The sequence below is a fragment of the Actinotignum timonense genome (assembly GCF_002860685.3).
Classification (GTDB): domain Bacteria; phylum Actinomycetota; class Actinomycetes; order Actinomycetales; family Actinomycetaceae; genus Actinotignum; species Actinotignum timonense.
Genome location: NZ_CP136960.1, coordinates 1881470 through 1896873, shown reverse-complemented (window position 1 = coordinate 1896873; position 15404 = coordinate 1881470). Strand labels below are relative to the sequence as shown.

General features: G+C 55.2%; 14 protein-coding genes, 1 tRNA gene and 1 pseudogene. 7 read left to right on the top strand and 9 right to left on the bottom strand.

Features of this window, described 5'->3' with window-relative positions; all coding sequences use genetic code 11:
• The first annotated feature begins 80 nt into the window (after window positions 1-80).
• Together CYJ17_RS07940 and CYJ17_RS07935 are read left to right on the top strand one after the other, a co-directional pair.
• Window positions 81-971: a dihydrodipicolinate synthase family protein gene (locus CYJ17_RS07940; RefSeq protein WP_087070640.1), complete on the top strand. Its 891-nt coding sequence runs from the start codon at window positions 81-83 to the stop codon at window positions 969-971.
• 160 nt (window positions 972-1131) lie between these two features.
• Window positions 1132-1205 (top strand) — tRNA-Ile (locus tag CYJ17_RS07935).
• 497 nt (window positions 1206-1702) lie between these two features.
• On the opposite strand, the gene CYJ17_RS07930 is transcribed toward CYJ17_RS07935, so the two are convergent.
• The 4 genes from CYJ17_RS07930 to CYJ17_RS07915 are packed head-to-tail and all read right to left on the bottom strand — an operon-like array spanning window position 1703 to window position 6469.
• On the bottom strand, window positions 1703-3070 hold the full coding sequence (locus tag CYJ17_RS07930; protein WP_087070641.1) for a GntP family permease: 1368 nt from the start codon (window positions 3068-3070) through the stop codon (window positions 1703-1705).
• Between the two features lie 27 nt (window positions 3071-3097).
• On the bottom strand, window positions 3098-3961 hold the full coding sequence (locus CYJ17_RS07925; RefSeq protein WP_087070642.1) for a Cgl0159 family (beta/alpha)8-fold protein: 864 nt from the start codon (window positions 3959-3961) through the stop codon (window positions 3098-3100).
• A gap of 2 nt (window positions 3962-3963) precedes the next feature.
• A complete protein-coding gene (gene iolC, locus CYJ17_RS07920) occupies window positions 3964-4953 on the bottom strand; it encodes a 5-dehydro-2-deoxygluconokinase (protein WP_087071188.1) in 990 nt (329 codons plus the stop codon).
• 25 nt (window positions 4954-4978) lie between these two features.
• On the bottom strand, window positions 4979-6469 hold the full coding sequence (locus CYJ17_RS07915; protein ID WP_087070643.1) for a CoA-acylating methylmalonate-semialdehyde dehydrogenase: 1491 nt from the start codon (window positions 6467-6469) through the stop codon (window positions 4979-4981).
• Between the two features lie 246 nt (window positions 6470-6715).
• Here CYJ17_RS07915 and CYJ17_RS09635 point away from each other — a divergent pair.
• Both CYJ17_RS09635 and CYJ17_RS07910 read left to right on the top strand, forming a co-directional pair.
• Window positions 6716-6985, top strand: a pseudogene (locus CYJ17_RS09635) (GntR family transcriptional regulator); the annotation flags it as partial.
• Window positions 6986-6997: 12 nt separating this feature from the next.
• Window positions 6998-7498 (top strand): GntR family transcriptional regulator, encoded by a 501-nt coding sequence (locus CYJ17_RS07910; RefSeq protein WP_244899295.1) that lies wholly within the window; start codon window positions 6998-7000, stop codon window positions 7496-7498.
• Window positions 7499-7653: 155 nt separating this feature from the next.
• Here the strand turns inward: CYJ17_RS07910 and CYJ17_RS07905 are convergent, their stop codons facing one another.
• From CYJ17_RS07905 to CYJ17_RS07885, 5 genes are read right to left on the bottom strand one after another with little or no spacing between them, the layout of a single operon-like run.
• Window positions 7654-8988, bottom strand: a complete 1335-nt coding sequence (locus tag CYJ17_RS07905; protein ID WP_087070645.1) for a hypothetical protein — start codon at window positions 8986-8988, stop codon at window positions 7654-7656.
• A complete protein-coding gene (locus CYJ17_RS07900; protein ID WP_026428778.1) occupies window positions 8989-9963 on the bottom strand; it encodes an ABC transporter permease subunit in 975 nt (324 codons plus the stop codon).
• A complete protein-coding gene (locus CYJ17_RS07895) occupies window positions 9960-11450 on the bottom strand; it encodes a sugar ABC transporter ATP-binding protein (protein ID WP_081690054.1) in 1491 nt (496 codons plus the stop codon). The genes CYJ17_RS07900 and CYJ17_RS07895 overlap by 4 nt, the downstream gene beginning before the upstream one ends.
• 2 nt (window positions 11451-11452) lie before the next feature.
• Entirely contained in the window at window positions 11453-12409 is a 957-nt protein-coding gene (locus tag CYJ17_RS07890; RefSeq protein WP_016442592.1) for an ABC transporter substrate-binding protein, read from the bottom strand.
• A 60-nt stretch (window positions 12410-12469) separates the two neighbouring features.
• Window positions 12470-13498 carry a LacI family DNA-binding transcriptional regulator gene (locus CYJ17_RS07885; RefSeq protein ID WP_101595599.1) on the bottom strand — a complete coding sequence of 343 codons (1029 nt, stop codon included), beginning with the start codon at window positions 13496-13498 and terminating at the stop codon, window positions 12470-12472.
• Window positions 13499-13796: 298 nt separating this feature from the next.
• Between CYJ17_RS07885 and CYJ17_RS07880 the strand changes: the two genes are divergently transcribed.
• The 3 genes from CYJ17_RS07880 to CYJ17_RS07870 are packed head-to-tail and all read left to right on the top strand — an operon-like array spanning window position 13797 to window position 15373.
• Window positions 13797-14693 (top strand): methyltransferase domain-containing protein, encoded by an 897-nt coding sequence (locus tag CYJ17_RS07880; protein ID WP_307886424.1) that lies wholly within the window; start codon window positions 13797-13799, stop codon window positions 14691-14693.
• Window positions 14694-14704: 11 nt separating this feature from the next.
• A complete protein-coding gene (locus CYJ17_RS07875) occupies window positions 14705-15046 on the top strand; it encodes a cupin domain-containing protein (protein WP_087070647.1) in 342 nt (113 codons plus the stop codon).
• Window positions 15047-15055: 9 nt separating this feature from the next.
• Entirely contained in the window at window positions 15056-15373 is a 318-nt protein-coding gene (locus tag CYJ17_RS07870; RefSeq protein ID WP_101595603.1) for a hypothetical protein, read from the top strand.
• Window positions 15374-15404 lie beyond the last annotated feature (31 nt).

Sequence of the window (15404 nt, the reverse complement as noted above, 5' to 3'; positions counted from 1 at the left end):
ATCGTTCGAAGTAAGTCGCAATGATGCGTGAGACATGGAAATGGGTAGCTTTTATTTGCCCAAACCTGGAAGGGGTTGGAATGTTTTCTGGTGTGTATTGCCCGTCGGTCACGTTGATCGACGATTCGGGTGCGATTGATTATCCGGCGATGGCTGCCCATATTGATCGTCTTGCCGAGTCCGGGCTCAACGGGGTGCTCTTCTTCGGCTCGATTGGGGAGTTTTTCTCTTTCTCCACTGAGGAGAAGGCCGAGTTCTTGAAGTTCGCGGTCAAGCAGGCCGCGGGGCGTTTCCAGGTGTTGGCCGGTGTGAGCGCGGCGCGTTTGGGTGAGGTGCTGGAGAATATCGCGGCTGCTGAGGCGGCTGGTGTGGATGGGGTGGTGGCCCTCCCGCCGTTCTATTTCGGGCATTCGCACGGGCGGGCGCTTGATTTTTATGACGCTGTTGCGGGCGCGACGGCCCTTCCTGTTATGCTCTATAACTTCCCGGAGCGCACGGGTGCGGATTTAACTCCGGAATTGGTGGCTGAGCTGGCTGCCCGGCACGAAAATATTGTGGCGCTCAAGGATACGGTGGATACCCAGAGTCATACGCGGCGGGTGATTCGCGAGGTGCGGAAGGTGCGCCCGGATTTCGCGGTGCTTTCTGGTTTTGATGAGTATTACATTGGGAATCGGGTGTGTGGCGGGGCCGGGGTGCTCTCTGGCTTGACGAATTTGATTCCGGAGGTGTTTGCGGCGATGCATGCGGCGTATGAGGCCGGGGATGTTACGCGCGCGGCTGCGGAGCTCGAAAAGATTACGCGTTTGGCTGCGGTGTATGAGATTGGTGATATTTTCATTGCTGCGATTAAGGAGGGTGTGCGTTTGTGCGGGGTGGAGTGCTCGCCGTTGATGCGTGCCCCGCAGGTCCCGTTGAGTGCGGAGGATTCGGAGAAAATCGCGACGCTGCTGCGCGACGTACGCGCATAGATTTAGCCGACAAGTTTCTATTTTTCAAAAGCTGGGCGTTCCGGTCTGACGCACTCTAAAGGCCGGAACGCCCTTGTATTCTACCTGTTTTCTTGGATGTGAAAGATGAGCCTGATGATTGGGGCTCAGACCAATTAGGAGCTGTTAGAATTTACGCGCTGCCCCCGTAGCTCAGCAGGTTAGAGCAGTGGACTCATAATCCATCGGTCGCGGGTTCAAGTCCTGCCGGGGGCACTATGTGATGTCCCGCGTCATAGTTCCGCCAGCTACGTGGGATTTTCGTGTATTTGGACTTGGAGTTCATTGACTTTTTAGACGAGGAGTCCAGTAGCTTCTTCGACAATATATCCACCTACTTTTGACACGGTTACCCGGCCAGTGGTCGGCCTGTGGGGTGGCAGTAACGCCGACCGCCGGCGAGTGTTGAGTGGTGGTATCGGTAGGGATGCTTGGGCGCCGGGCGAGATTGCCTGTTCGGTGAGGGGGTGCAGTTTTGGTTGCGCTGGGTGTGCATTTTCCTTGCGCTAGGCATGCAATTCGTATTGCGCTAGGCGTGCAGTTTTAACTTGCGTTTGACAATCGCGTAAGACGCGCGGATTTAACTCGTGCTTGACGCCCACGGAAGCATTTCATTCAGGGGGGTGCGTGAGGAAGTTAAACATGTACGCACCCGTGGTGGGTGTAGATCCAGCCCGCGGGTGCGTACACGTGGTTTTGTGAGTTTGAGTTTTCTAGACGATGAGGTAGACCAGGGAGCAGAAACCGAAGGATACGAGGGATATTACTGAGGTGAACGTGGTCCACATCTTCAGATTCGTTTTCGTATCTACTTGCAGGAAGCCACCTACTAGCCAGAACCCGGAATCGTTGACGTGGGAAGCGAAGAAGGATCCTGCTCCCATCGCCACCACGACGAGCGCGGTTTGGATGTCATTGAGTCCGGCACCCGACACGGTAGCCGCGAGCAAGGCCGCGGTGGTTTGGATGGCCACGGTTGCTGAGCCTTGCGCGACTCGTAGTGCCAGGGAGATAAGGTAGGCAGCCAGGAGCAAGGGAATACCAAGATCGGCTAGCGTGTTAGCAAGCGCGGTACCGATACCGGTTTCGCGTAACACGGAACCGAACATGCCACCAGCACCGGCGACCATGACGATCGCGGCTACTGATTTGAACCCGGCGTCGTTGATCTTATCGATATTCTTCCAGGGTACTTTACGTACATAACCCAAAATGATTGAAGCTACGAGTGCGGTAACGAACAGGGCGACAGCGGTTTCACCGAAGAATTTCAGGGCGCTTGCCCAGGCAGCGTTTTCCGGGATGATTCCAGCTGATTGAAGGGTACTGGTGACCGTGTTACCGGTAATCAACAAGATCGGGAGCATGAGGATGAAGAGAACGGTCGCGAAGGCGGGTTCTTTCCCGGGTAGTTCACGCCCGGATTCTTTCGATCCGAGAACGTTAGGGATGGGAACATCAAACCGCTTGGAGAGCCACAATGCGAAGCGGTAGCCGGCCAGGTACCAGGTGGGAATCGCGACGATCAAACCAACCAGGAGCACGGTCCCGATGTTGATGTTCATTGTGGTAGCGGCGGCTACTGGTCCGGGGTGGGGTGGCATGAGTCCGTGCATGACCTGGAATGCGCCGGCTGCTGGTAGGGCATACAGCAAGACTGGTCCGCCCAGGCGGCGGGCAACGGAGAAGATGATCGGGAACATGACGATGAGCCCGGCGTCGAAGAAAATCGGGAAGCCGAACAAGAGCGAGGCTACCGAGAGGGCGAGGGGTGCTCGTTTCTCACCGAACCAACGTAGCAGGGTTTGGGCGAGTACTTCAGCGCCTCCGGATTGTTCGAGCATACGCCCGATGATTGCTCCGAACCCGATAATGAGAGCGAGTTTGCCAACGGTGCCTGAGAACCCGGTGAGCAGCATATCGAATAGTTCGCTGACTGGGACTCCGGTAGCGATAGCAGTCAGAGCTGATACGAGGATAAGCGCAACTGTGGCGTTGACTTTGAATACGATGATGAGGAAGAGTAAAACGGCTATCGCTGCTAGAGCGATACCGAGGAGGCCTCCTGTTGTGAGAGTCATGAGTGCTCCTTGGATATGTGGGCTTCTCTAGGAGAGAAGCTGGGCGGCGTTGGCCACGGCGCCTTGAACGTCGCCTGATTGTGGATAGAGCAATGACCGGCCAATGACCAGGCCGATCACGTTAGGGATCTCCAAGAGGAGAGCCCACCTGTGCAGGGTTTTAGCAGCGTCGTTGCTGACTTCCCCGCCGAGGATAACGATGGGTAGGGTAGTAGCCCGAGCGAAGCGTTCCAGGTCTGGGGTATCGGGGAGTTTGAGGACCGTGTAGGAACTATTAGCCCCCAAACCTGAAGCGATTGCTATCGAGCGGGTGACAGCATCGGTAGAAACATCATTGACGACCTGGCTGCCTTCACGCCGTGAGATGAAGGGTTCGACCATGGCGATGCGTTGGCGCCGGGCAAGGTCGGTGACTACTTTCCCGGCCATCTCTAACGTGCCAACGGTTTGTGTTTCCTGGTAGGCGATACGGAGCAGGATTTTCCCTCCTTGCAGGCCTGCTTTAGCTATCCCTTTGGCCGTATAGCCCGTGATACGATCATCGAGTTCCCACGCGGCGCCGGCCAGTCCTGCCCGGTTCATGGACCCGTATACCCATTTGCCGTCCAGGGCTCTCAGGAGTGCGAGGTCTTCAATGATGTCGGCTGTTCCTAACAGGCCGGAAACCCCGGGCACGGCAAGCGCGTCACACAGGCGTGCGAGCAGGTCGAAACGGTCTTCCATAGCGCGGGGGTTAGCGCCAGCCGCGAACGCGCCCCGGGCGGGGTGGTCAGCGGCCATGATAAGGAATTTCCCATTGGGTAGGAGGCTGGCGGGTTGCTCGCGTGTGAGCAAGGCTTGGTGAGCAGTGCCCGGGCAACGCCGTCCTGCAATAAGCCTGGCAATATCCATGGTTACTGGTTGCTTTCTACTGATTTGGGTGTATCGAGTAGCGCGTCGGTGTGGTTAGCGGCCAGTACTTGCTCGATTTCATCCTGGGTGGGCATCGCGGTAGAGCATTCGATACGCGAGGTCACGATCGCGCCGGCAGTGTTGGCATACCGGATTGTTTTCTCCAGGCTCCAGCCCTGTAAAAGCCCGTGGACAAGGGACCCACCGAAAGCATCCCCGGCTCCAGCCCCGTTGACCACGGTCGTGTTCATCGCGGGGATAAAGAATTCTTCCGCGCTCGATTTCGCGAGGGTGCCCTTGCTGCCTTGCTTGACCACAGCGATCTGGACCCCGCGTTCCAGTAGTGCTGTTGCAGCCGCGTGTGGATCAGTTTCCCCGACCGCGATTTCACATTCTTCCACGTTACCCACCGCGACTGTCGCATACTCAAGAACTTCCGCATAACGCTGACGTGCCAGATCAACTGACTCCCAGAACATTGGACGCCAGTCCATATCGAAAACGGTATGGTCTTTACGCCCCCGCATGGCAAGCGCGCTCATATGGGTGGAATACGAGGGGTCCTCGCACAGGCCCGTCCCGGATACCCACAAGAGTTTAGCCTCGCGTACCTGGTCTTCATCCAGATCACTGTCCTTGATCTGGAGGTCAGGGGCGGAGGGTTCACGGTAGAAGAAGAACGGGAAATGTTCGGGTGGGATAATCTCGCAGAAAGTAACAGGCGTGTTCAGGGTATCGTCAACGATCACGTATTCATCTGATACGCCGAGCCGGCGCATTTCCAGGCGGACCCACCGCCCGAAAGGATCATCACCTACCCCGGTGAGGGTGGCGCAGTCTTCTCCCAGGCGTGCTGCTGCTACCGCAACGTTAGTAGGCGATCCTCCCAGGAATTTCCCGAACGTTGTGACTTCTTCGAGGGTGCAATTAGTTTGTAGGGGATAGATATCGACGCCGCAGCGTCCGATTGTTAGTACATCATGGACGACCATGTCCATCACTTCCTTACCTTATTGTTTATTCGGTGCGTTCAAACGACATTGTTGCTTCATAGGTGCCCTCGGAAGGCCAACGCACCGTGGTGGCCTTCGCGCGCGTGTAGAAGCGCACGCCTTCGGGCCCGTGGATATGGGTATCTCCCATGAGAGAGTCTTTCCATCCGCCAAAGGAGTAGTAGGCCACGGGGGTGGGGATGGGGACGTTGATACCGACCATGCCAGCTTCAACTTCCAGTTCGAAACGACGTGCCAGACCACCATCATTCGTGAAGATCGCTGCCCCGTTGCCATACGGCGAGGAATTAACAAGAGTGATGGCTTCTTCGTAGGTGTCTACCTCGACGATTGCCAGGACGGGACCGAAAGTTTCTTGCTTGTAGAGGAGGGAGTCTTGGGGGACGTGCGTGCAGATAGTTGGGCCGAGGAAATACCCTTTCTCGTGCCCGCTCACGCGAAGCGTGCGGCCATCAAGAATGACTTTCGCGCCTTTTTCTTCGGCATCATTGATCGCATCAATAATGCGTTGTTTTGATTGGGCGTTGATAACCGGGCCCATTTGGACGCCTTCGTCCAGGCCGTAACCCACCCGGATAAGCTCGGCGTGTTCTTTGACTGCTTTCGCTAGTTTTTCACCGATCCCACCCACCGCGACAGCAACGGGCAGGGCCATGCAGCGTTCACCTGCCGCGCCGAAAGCCGCTGCTGAGAGGTGTTTACCAGCGAACTCGATATCAGCATCGGGCATCACAATCGCGTGGTTATTAGCCCCACCCAATGCTTGGACACGTTTACCCGCGCGCACCGCACGCTCCTGGATCAGTTTCGCAACCGGGGTTGAACCCACGAAAGAAACAGCCCTAATATCCGGGTGGTCAATCATAGCCATCGTGAAATCATTCGACCCGGAAATAACCTGGAAGACCCCGTCCGGCAGTCCGGCTTCCTTATACAAACGCGCAATCACAAGAGAAGCCGAGGGCGTGGCCGGTGCGGGTTTCAAAATGAAAGCATTCCCGGTAGCAATAGCAATCGGGTGCATCCACATAGGCACCATCACCGGGAAATTAAACGGGCAAATCCCGCTAACAACACCCAGGGGCTGGCGTAGCGTGTGAATATCTACCCCGGTGGAAATATTCGACGAGGTTTCACCTTTCAAAGCGACGTTAATCCCGCAAGCAAAATCAAGGGTCTCCCGCCCACGCTGGATCTCCCCGATAGCATCCGAATAATCCTTACCATGCTCAGCCACAATCGCTTTAGCGATCTCGTCTTGATGATCCAAAACAAGCTGACGCATCCGATACATGATCTCGGTACGCTTAGCCAACGAGGTACGAGCCCAAGCTTTTTGAGCTTTAACAGCAACCCCTACCGCGTAGTCAAGATCTTCACGGCTTGCCTGTAACAAATACCCGCGAATCTCACCACTCGCCGGGTCATCAACCTCAATCTTTCCCTCAGGTTGCCCCGCATAGAGGCCACCATTAATCCAATGAGGTATATCCATTCGTATCACTCCCTTGTGAGTCCAAACCAGCACCCCACCAGCGGGGTGTCTCATTGGTTTCCAAAATAACCCCACCCCACCCACTTGTAAACACAAAAGACCAGCCAGGGCGGCCAGCAAACTTGAATGAACACGGCCATATAGGACAGCATCGAAGCGATAAAATGAGAGAAACACTAGCTAATCTCACTATTGTCCGCTATGTTTACAATTGGGTGAACAAATAAGAGTGAGAGGGTCACGTTAATGTCAAACCTGGGTGGGAAAGACAACCCGGATCAGCTGGATATCCCGGTTGCTCCGCAGATTGTTTTCGACTCTCGCTCCTCGCTTCCTTTGCATCAACAAATCACGCAATCATTAGGGAGCCTGATTGACTCCGGCGCGCTTTTACCCGGTCAGCTCCTTGAAGACGAAGTATCTATGTCACGCAGGCTGGGAGTCTCACGTCCTACACTACGGCGGGCGTTGCAAGTGTTGACTGATGAAGGCAAACTCTCACGGCGTCCGCGCGTGGGAACCAGGGTGATGCCACGGGTTTTCCAACGGGATCCTTCCCTGGCGAGTCTTTCCGATGATTTGCGGGCGGCGGGCCGTGAACCACGCACGGATGTTCTCCAGTATCGGGTGGTGTTTGCTGATAGTGGTCTAGCTGGCGATATGCATTGCCAAGAAGGTAAAGAGATCGTGGCTTTAGAGCGGTTGCGGTGGGCGGAGGGGAACCGTATGGGGATTATGCGTAACTGGATCCCAGCCGATCTAGCGCCCTCTCTTACCGCGATATCATCGGGTGGTCTCTATGATTTCTTCAAGAGCCACGGGATCGTGTTACGTGGTGGGGTCCAGCGTATTAGCGCGCGTAGCGCGACGCCTACGGAAGCAGAACTTTTACACGTAGCATCCGGGGCACCTCTCTTACGGGTGCGGCGTAGTGCTTATGATGAATCCGGGCGGGTCGTGGATCTAGCCGACCATTTGTATGACGCGGAACAATACGACCTCACCCTCCCACTCAACTTCCCGGCGTGAATCACACCTGGAGGAATCAGTTTCTTGGTAAAAGGGAACTGGGTGGCTAACGCGAGAATGATCGCGCCAGCCACCCAGCTTTGTATACGGTAACCGTGCTGTCCTACTCTGGGACATCTAGAAATCCGGCAAGTGCCATACGGGATTCTCTGGTCCTAAAGTACTTCCGGAGGAGTTTCTAACTGGTCGGCTATATCTTTCCAGTTAGACGCGAATTTGCCGTATGCCGTTTTGATATCGACACCCACAGGGAGCTCCGGGCATTCGTTTTCGAGGTTGGTACCCCAGTTTCCCCATCCCGACTGCTTGCGCTGCACGATCTGGAAGCCTCCCGATGGCTTCGAGGTATACCAGATCATTGCACGACCGGTAGATGTGTCATATTCGACTGTCTTATCGGAAGCTCCGGGGAAGATAGTCTCGTGCTCCTCTTTCTGGACGTCGATAGGTTCAGAATCGACTCGCCAATCACGCAGCTCTGCATCAACAAACGATTTCTCGCGAACAATTGCCAGCCGGTCGCGGATCGTTTCGTCCGTTAAAGCACCTTCGAAAGTCGAGAATAGGCGCCAGTACAAATCCCAATGGGCGTTCTCAATATCATCCGTTAGGACGGCCTTAAACTCTTCAAGTTTCTTGCGCTGAGGCAATGTACCGTCAGAAATGGTCTGCTCGACCATGTCGGCCAGGTGTCCAGCATAAGGATCGCCGCTGCGATATCGGGATCCACCGTAGCACGCAAACCGATCAAAGAGCAGCTTTCCTTGCCCGGCCTCGAATTCATCCCCAACGGTGATCTTGTTAGTTACAGAACGCCCGTTGATCACGGTTTGGAAATCATCTACGTAATAACGACGGCTGAACCAAGGCGTCCTATAAGTGAAAGCCCACTCGATTGAGAAGTTCTTACCCCTGAGCTCTGGGAGGAGCCCGTCGGGAATCACACCTAGCATTCTGAAAGAAAGCAAGACCGGTCCGTCTTCACGGATCTCAATCTTCACCTTTGTGTGTTCTGGCGGATTGATCAGTCCGTTTTCAGGAGTGAAGAACGGGCCGTAAAATCCACCAATCGCATTGTTTCCAGAGGGGAGGAGATCAATACCCTCATCAAGGGTGCGGAAATGCTTGAGCCCCCACTTTGAGGCACCAGTGCCCTCGGCGGTACCCGTGCATACATCAATATCGAAGTAGCCGGTATTAACGCGGGCCCATGAGTCAACTTCAGTACCGGGTCCTTTTGTGATTCCTTCTCCGGATTCGACTGGTTCATCCAGTGTGAAACTTGCCTCGCCCTCAAAACTGAGTGTAGTGACAAATCTGGTGGCCTCTTGTGGAGCCGGCTGATCAACCAATCGCTGGCAAAGGATCTGCTCTCCAGTATTGGTTCGTGCTAGCCATAAAGACTCTGTGAGCACTTGTGGTTCATCGAAGTAAATCGGCTCGAATGCCCGCTTTCCTTCGATACTACTGATTACTTTATGGGTCTTCATCTACTTTCCTGCCTTGGTGCTCTTCTGCTTGAGGGAATCAATGGCGACGGCGAGAATAATGACGACGCCCTTAATTAGTAGCTGAGTGAAGAATTGGACATTCATCAGAATCATGCCGGTCGAGAGCACGCCGAGAATGATCGCACCGATGAGGGTTCCGATGATCTTGCCCTTACCACCGGCAAGGGATGTTCCACCTAGAACAACTGCGGCAATAGCATCAAGTTCGTATCCGGTTCCAGCGGTCGGCTGCGCGGAAACAACGCGTGCGGCGAAAATGACACCCGCAAGCCCTGAGAGTGCCCCTGCAATGACGTAAACAGATGTGAGTACACGCTTCACGTTGATTCCAGCGAGCCGTGCTGCCTCGGGATTGCCGCCGACTGCGTAAACATGCCTGCCGTACTTCGTGCGTTCGAGGATGAACCAGCAGATGATGTAGACAATGATCATTACAATGACGGGAACTGGAATTCCAGCCATGTATCCGTTTCCGAGATCTCTGAAAGCCAGCTTGTTATCTACGATGGGTTGGCCGCCGGTCAGTGTGTATCCGAGGCCACGGAGGAATGTCATCATGCCGAGCGTCACGATAAAGGGCGCGAGGGCTAGATACGCCGATAGGGCACCATTTACCCATCCCGCAACTGCACCGGCAAGAATGCCAGCGATTATCCCGACGATGGCTGGAGCACCGGAGATACAAGCCAGTACTGCGGTTACACCCGATACGGCAACGATTGATCCGACAGAGAGATCAATGCCGGCAGTAATAATAACGAAGGTCATACCGGCCGCAATGATCGCGTTGATAGAGATCGAACGGGCGATATTCATGAGATTGTTCATCGACATGAAGTTCGGGGCGATGAGCGCCATAATCACGACGAGAAGGACGAGGACCGCGAGAATCCCAACCTTATCCCACCACGCAGCGAAGTTCATTTTCCGTCGAGGTGCAGCTTCTATAGTCATGCTTGTTCCTTTGTTGCTCCGGTCGCGAGGCTCATGACCGATTCTTCTGTGGCATCTCGTGCATCGAGTTCTCCCACGACTTTTCCTTTTCGCATAACGATGATGCGATCAGACATTCCCAGAACTTCAGGGAGGTCAGAAGAAACCATGATGATGGTTTTACCTTCTTTAGCCAGATCATTCATGATTTCGTAGATCTCCCTTTTCGCCCCGATGTCAACACCGCGCGTAGGTTCATCGAAAATCAAAAGATCGGCACCTGCCATGAGAGTGCGGCCGAGAAGTGCCTTTTGTTGGTTTCCTCCCGAAAGAGCTCTTACCGGAAGACTTGTGGAGGTCTTTCGAATATTGAGCACTTCCATGATCTGGCGAACTTTCTTTCGAATTGCGCCTCGCGCGAGTACGCCGAGTTTGGTGAAGTCACCCAGAGAGGCAATCGAGATATTCGATGCCGTTGTGTGATCCAAGAACAGACCTTGTTCCTTTCTTGATTCCGGCACCATGGCAATGCCAGATTCCAGGGCCTCCTTGGGACTTTTAGGATGATATCTTTCGCCTTTGAGTAGCAACGTTCCGCTACTCATGGGATCTGCTCCCATAAGTAGCCTGACGGTTTCCGAACGCCCGGCACCGACCAAGCCTGCAAATCCAAGAATTTGACCGGCGCGAGCTTTGAAGGAAACGTCGTCAACTCCAGGCGCTTTGAGATCCTTTGCCTCAAGCACCACTTCTCCCGATGCACGGTCCGCGTGTTCGTAGAGATCACCGATTTTTCTACCGACCATCATTCGCACGATTTCGTCAGGTGTTAATTCGGCTAGAAGCTGTGTTCCGACGGACGTTCCGTCCCGAAGAACGGACACCCTATCAGCCAATTTCCACACTTCTTCCATGCGGTGAGTGATGTAGATAAGGCCGACACCGTTTTGCTGCTGTTCCCGAATAATTCTGAAAAGATCCTCTGTTTCAGCTCGGGAAAGCGCGGCAGTTGGTTCGTCGAGAACGAGGATGCGGGCATCCTCGGCAGCAGCACGAGCAATTTCGACCATCTGCTGCATACCGATGGAAAACGAGCCGAGAGGCCTGTTCACGTCGATGTCCACTCCAATAGCCGATAACTTAGCGCGTGCATCCGAACGCATCTTTTCACGGTCAAGGATCCCGTGTTTGAGTGGTTCAACGCCGAGGCAGAGATTCTCGGCTACCGTCAGATTTGGGACGGTATTGATCTCTTGGTGGATGATTGCGATTCCATGTTTACGCGCATCGTTAGGAGATGAGATATGGACTTCCTGACCGTCAACGAAGATCTTTCCACTGTCGGCAGCAAGATTCCCCGCCAGGATTTTCATCAACGTTGACTTGCCAGCGCCGTTTTCTCCCATGAGGGCATGAATCTCTCCGGCGTTCAGATCAAAGGAAACTCCTCCAAGCGCTTGGGTAGCGCCGAATCTTTTCCTGATCCCTTCGAGCTTGAGAAGAGTCATTTCTACCATCCCGGGTATTCGTCTACCGCATCCCGGGTAATGATTTGCGAGGGGATGAGGATAGTGGTTTCGGTGAGTGATTCTCCACGAGCAAGCTGCTGCCCAACCTCGATTGCTTTTTCGACCATTTTTGCGGGTTCTTGGGTGGCCGTGCCGACGAAGGGAGAACCAGCGGTTCGGAGTTCCTGGAGTCCTTCGGGAGAAGCGTCGATTCCTACCACCTTAATTTCATTAGTACGTCCAGCTTGCTGCACGGCAAGCGTCGCACCAAGGGCGGACGGGTCATTCATTCCAAAGATGCCTTGGACATCGCTGGCTGCAGTAAGCATGTCGGTAGTGACGGAGAGACCGGTGGCGCGGTCATTTTGCGAGTTTTGGTGCCCGACTTCCTTGATGCCGGGGAAATTCTTCATTGCTTGATTGCAGCCCTTAATGCGATCCGTGATCGTCTGGATAGGTGTGCCATCAACAACCAAAATATTTCCCTTGCCACCCATCTGTTCGAATAGATAGGTGCATGCAATTTCGCCAGCCTGAACGGCATCGGTCATAACAATGGCATCCGCGCCCTTCGCAGGAGTATCAACAGCTACCACGAAGATCCCTGCCTGTCGCGCACGTTCGATGGCGGGTTGGAGGCCGGACTCGTCAACGGCGGAGACAACGATAAGGTCTACGCCTTGCTGAATGAATGTGTCAATCTGAGTATTCTGATTCGCCAGATCAAGTTTGGCGTCTTGGACGTTGAGGGTTGCGCCAATCTTCTCGGCTGCTTCTTTCGCTCCCTTATCCATAGCTGAGAAGAACGGGTTCGACATGTCCTGCACCATTAAGCCGATTTTCTCGATCTTGTCAGGTTTCGGCGCTTCCGTAGCGGAGTCACCTGAAGTACAACCCGAGAAAGTTGCGGCGAGCAGAATGCTTGTCGTGAAGGCGAGCGCCTTTTTTGCTGTTCTCATCGTTGAGATCTCCTTTTGGTTAGATAGGCCGGTTTAGCCCAATTTGGTTTTCTAATTTGTTTAGCAGCCGCAGGAGGCGCGAATTCTGAGCTTGACGTTCACCTCCTCAGACTCCTGGTTGTGGTAACGGATAGCTCCCTGCGGATGCTCTTGCATGATGTGAATAAGTTTTAGAGCGGCTTTTGCGCCGATATCGCGAGAATCTTCGTCAATCAACGTCACTGGAGGATTGACGAAAGTTGACCAGGTGAATTCGTCAAACGCAATTAAGGCGACTTGATCAGGAACATGGAGATCACATGCCTGGAGTGCGTGCATGGTTCCGAGGAGGAGAGGATTGTTACCGGCAATAATCGCGAGCTTCTCTACCTTCGTATTTCTGAGATATTCCTCTAACGCAATTGCGCTCGATTGTGAGTCATTAGCGCATTCGAGAATCGAGAGAGTTGCCCCGAATTTCTTGGCGGCGTTTTTCATGCCTTTAATTCGAGTTTGCCTTGTCGACCACCGCTCGGGATAGATCAATAAAAGCCACGTGTCGAGTTCATGATAATTAAGATGTTCACCGATTTGATGAGCGGCTTGTTCGTTATTTGAGGTTACAGATACCGAACCGGACGGCGCAGTCGGTCCTTGCGAGTCGACATAGACAATGGGGATTCCCCACTCGCAAAGTTTCTCGTGATTGTCTACAGATAAAGTAAGAGTGCTGATAACTCCGGCTGCCCGCGATTGGATTGCTTCGGTGACAACCAAATCTTCAGTTTTCTGATCAAATCGGCCTTCAGGAGCAAGATCGGCTGTGCGTACTCCATGGGAAGATGCGCGCAACATTTCATGAATGCCATCGAGCATATCGACGTAGTAAGCATTAGATGTTGATGCGGTCATCACGACGATTGGGCCGGGAGTTTCGCGACGCAGGGCGCGTGCTGTCTGGTTCGGGATGTAGTTGAGCGTTTTAGCCGCTTCCAATACTCGGGCTTTGGTCGATTGCGTGACGGGCGCTTTGCCGGAAAACGTATTGGAAACAGTCCAAATAGACACACCGGCGGCCCGAGCCACGTCTTTAAGAGTTGCCGGTTTCATCAGGGTCTCCTTTGTCCCAATTGGTTGCGTTGAGGTCAAGCTATGTCACCTAAACGTTTAGGGCAAGGATGTGCGTTTGTCTAAGTTGATGTGGGGTGTGCCACAGGTGGTTGTGTTGTGGGCATTTCAAGATGCTTACTCTCAACAGTTTTGTATTTATTAGCATCGGGTGACTTGGTGGCTAAGGCAATGGGTGGATTTCTAGTGGTAATTATTCGCTTTTATGAGTTGTCAGGTTGGTGTGAAATCGTTGTGACACGCCCTTTTCTCACCAGGCCCGCGGGATTAAGGTGAATCCATGATCGATGACAATGCTCCACTTCCGCAATCTGATCGTCCCACCGCTACCGCCGCCGGGCACTGGGTGCTCGCCCGCGCCGGCAAACGGGTATTGCGCCCCGGCGGCTTGCATTTGACGAAGGCCATGCTTGAGTATGCCCAGCTGGCCAGCGCGGACGTTGTAGAATTCGCCCCCGGCCTGGGCCGGACCGCAGAACTCATTATCTCCGAGCCCATTCACTCCTACACCGGGGTAGATCAAGACAAGAATGCGGTGACCCGCGTCAAGGGGATTGTGGAGAAAGTGGGCGGCGTCGTCGTTAATTCCACCGCGCAAAAATCTGGACTACCCGATGCCGGTGCCGATGTGGTCGTGGGCGAAGCGATGCTCACCATGCAGGGCGCGAACTCGAAAGCCGCGATTGTGGGCGAGGCGTTCCGGCTGCTGCGCCCGGGCGGGCGCTACGCCATCCATGAACTGAGCCTCACCCCGGATAGCATCGACCCGGCCATTGCCGATACCCTGCGCAAAGGCCTGGCGCAGACGATTCGCGTCAATGCGCGCCCGCTCACCCAGGCCGAATGGCGGCAGGTGCTCACCGATGCCGGTTTCGAGGTGGAATGGGTGGGGGATGCCCCCATGGCCCTGCTTTCTCTGCGCCGCAACCTCGCCGACGAAGGCCTGCGCGGGGTGGCGCGTATCCTCCGCAACGTGCTGCGCGATAAAGAGCTGCGTGCGCGAGTGCTGGCCATGCGCGCGCTCTTCCGCAAGTATCGCCACCACCTGGCCGGCGTGGCCATGGTGGCCCGTAAGCCCGTTGAATCCGTTGGTGCTGCTGGTGCTACTGGCGCCGCCGAATCTACTGGCATCGCCAGCTCTGCGGATGCCGGCACTTCCGCTACCACCGCTAACTGAAAGGACAACCGATGAGTGAAAACACCCCGCAACTTTCCTACCTGGAGGATCTGGGCGCCACGGTGGATTACGCCGCCGCCTCGACCGTTTCCACCACCGCGCTGCGCGTTGAAGGCGCGAATGTGGTGGTCTTCTCCTTCGATACCGGCGAGGAGCTCTCCGAGCACACTGCCGCCGTGCCCGTGCTCATCCAGGTGCTGGAAGGGGAAGTGGAGATGCGTACCGAGGGGCGCACGGTGCAGCTGCGCCCCGGCGGGCTCGTGCACCTGCCCACCCGTCTCCCGCATGCGGTGCGCGCCCTGGCTCCCACCAAGATGGTGCTGTTCATGCTCACCGGGCAGAGCGTGGGCTAGAGTAGCCCCATGTCACAACCCGAGAAACCGGAGCTGCCTGAAGAGCCTGAGGTGCGCGAGGCTCCGGACAATGCCGAGCCGCAGGCCGAAACGGAGCAGCCGAGGGGGCCCGAGGCGCCGGAAACCCGTACCCTGGACGCTGCCCAGGCGGAGGAGATTCAGCGCATCGCGCGCCGGCGTATGATCGCCGCCGCGATTGTGGGAGTCATCCTGCTTATCGTCATGTTCTTCGCCGGGCGCGCCCTGCGCCAGCACCTGGCCGCGCCTGATGCTGGCGCGGGGGAGCAGGTAGCTGCGGCTGATGTACGGCAGGAGCCCGGCCTATAGCGGCCCTTTGAGCTAAGGGTGGCAGAGCGCA

Excerpts from the sequence above, each read along its gene's own strand:
- CYJ17_RS07930 (WP_087070641.1), bottom strand. The coding sequence starts at position 3,070 with ATGACTCTCACAACAGGAGGCCTCCTCGGTATCGCTCTAGCAGCGATA.
- CYJ17_RS07915 (WP_087070643.1), bottom strand. The coding sequence starts at position 6,469 with ATGGATATACCTCATTGGATTAATGGTGGCCTCTATGCGGGGCAACCT.
- CYJ17_RS07925 (WP_087070642.1), bottom strand. The coding sequence starts at position 3,961 with ATGGATATTGCCAGGCTTATTGCAGGACGGCGTTGCCCGGGCACTGCT.
- CYJ17_RS07875 (WP_087070647.1), top strand. The coding sequence starts at position 14,705 with ATGAGTGAAAACACCCCGCAACTTTCCTACCTGGAGGATCTGGGCGCC.
- CYJ17_RS07880 (WP_307886424.1), top strand. The coding sequence starts at position 13,797 with ATGATCGATGACAATGCTCCACTTCCGCAATCTGATCGTCCCACCGCT.
- CYJ17_RS07900 (WP_026428778.1), bottom strand. The coding sequence starts at position 9,963 with ATGACTATAGAAGCTGCACCTCGACGGAAAATGAACTTCGCTGCGTGG.
- CYJ17_RS07885 (WP_101595599.1), bottom strand. The coding sequence starts at position 13,498 with ATGAAACCGGCAACTCTTAAAGACGTGGCTCGGGCCGCCGGTGTGTCT.
- CYJ17_RS07905 (WP_087070645.1), bottom strand. The coding sequence starts at position 8,988 with ATGAAGACCCATAAAGTAATCAGTAGTATCGAAGGAAAGCGGGCATTC.
- iolC (WP_087071188.1), bottom strand. The coding sequence starts at position 4,953 with ATGGTCGTCCATGATGTACTAACAATCGGACGCTGCGGCGTCGATATC.
- CYJ17_RS07910 (WP_244899295.1), top strand. The coding sequence starts at position 6,998 with ATGCCACGGGTTTTCCAACGGGATCCTTCCCTGGCGAGTCTTTCCGAT.
- CYJ17_RS07940 (WP_087070640.1), top strand. The coding sequence starts at position 81 with ATGTTTTCTGGTGTGTATTGCCCGTCGGTCACGTTGATCGACGATTCG.
- CYJ17_RS07890 (WP_016442592.1), bottom strand. The coding sequence starts at position 12,409 with ATGAGAACAGCAAAAAAGGCGCTCGCCTTCACGACAAGCATTCTGCTC.
- CYJ17_RS07895 (WP_081690054.1), bottom strand. The coding sequence starts at position 11,450 with ATGACTCTTCTCAAGCTCGAAGGGATCAGGAAAAGATTCGGCGCTACC.
- CYJ17_RS07870 (WP_101595603.1), top strand. The coding sequence starts at position 15,056 with ATGTCACAACCCGAGAAACCGGAGCTGCCTGAAGAGCCTGAGGTGCGC.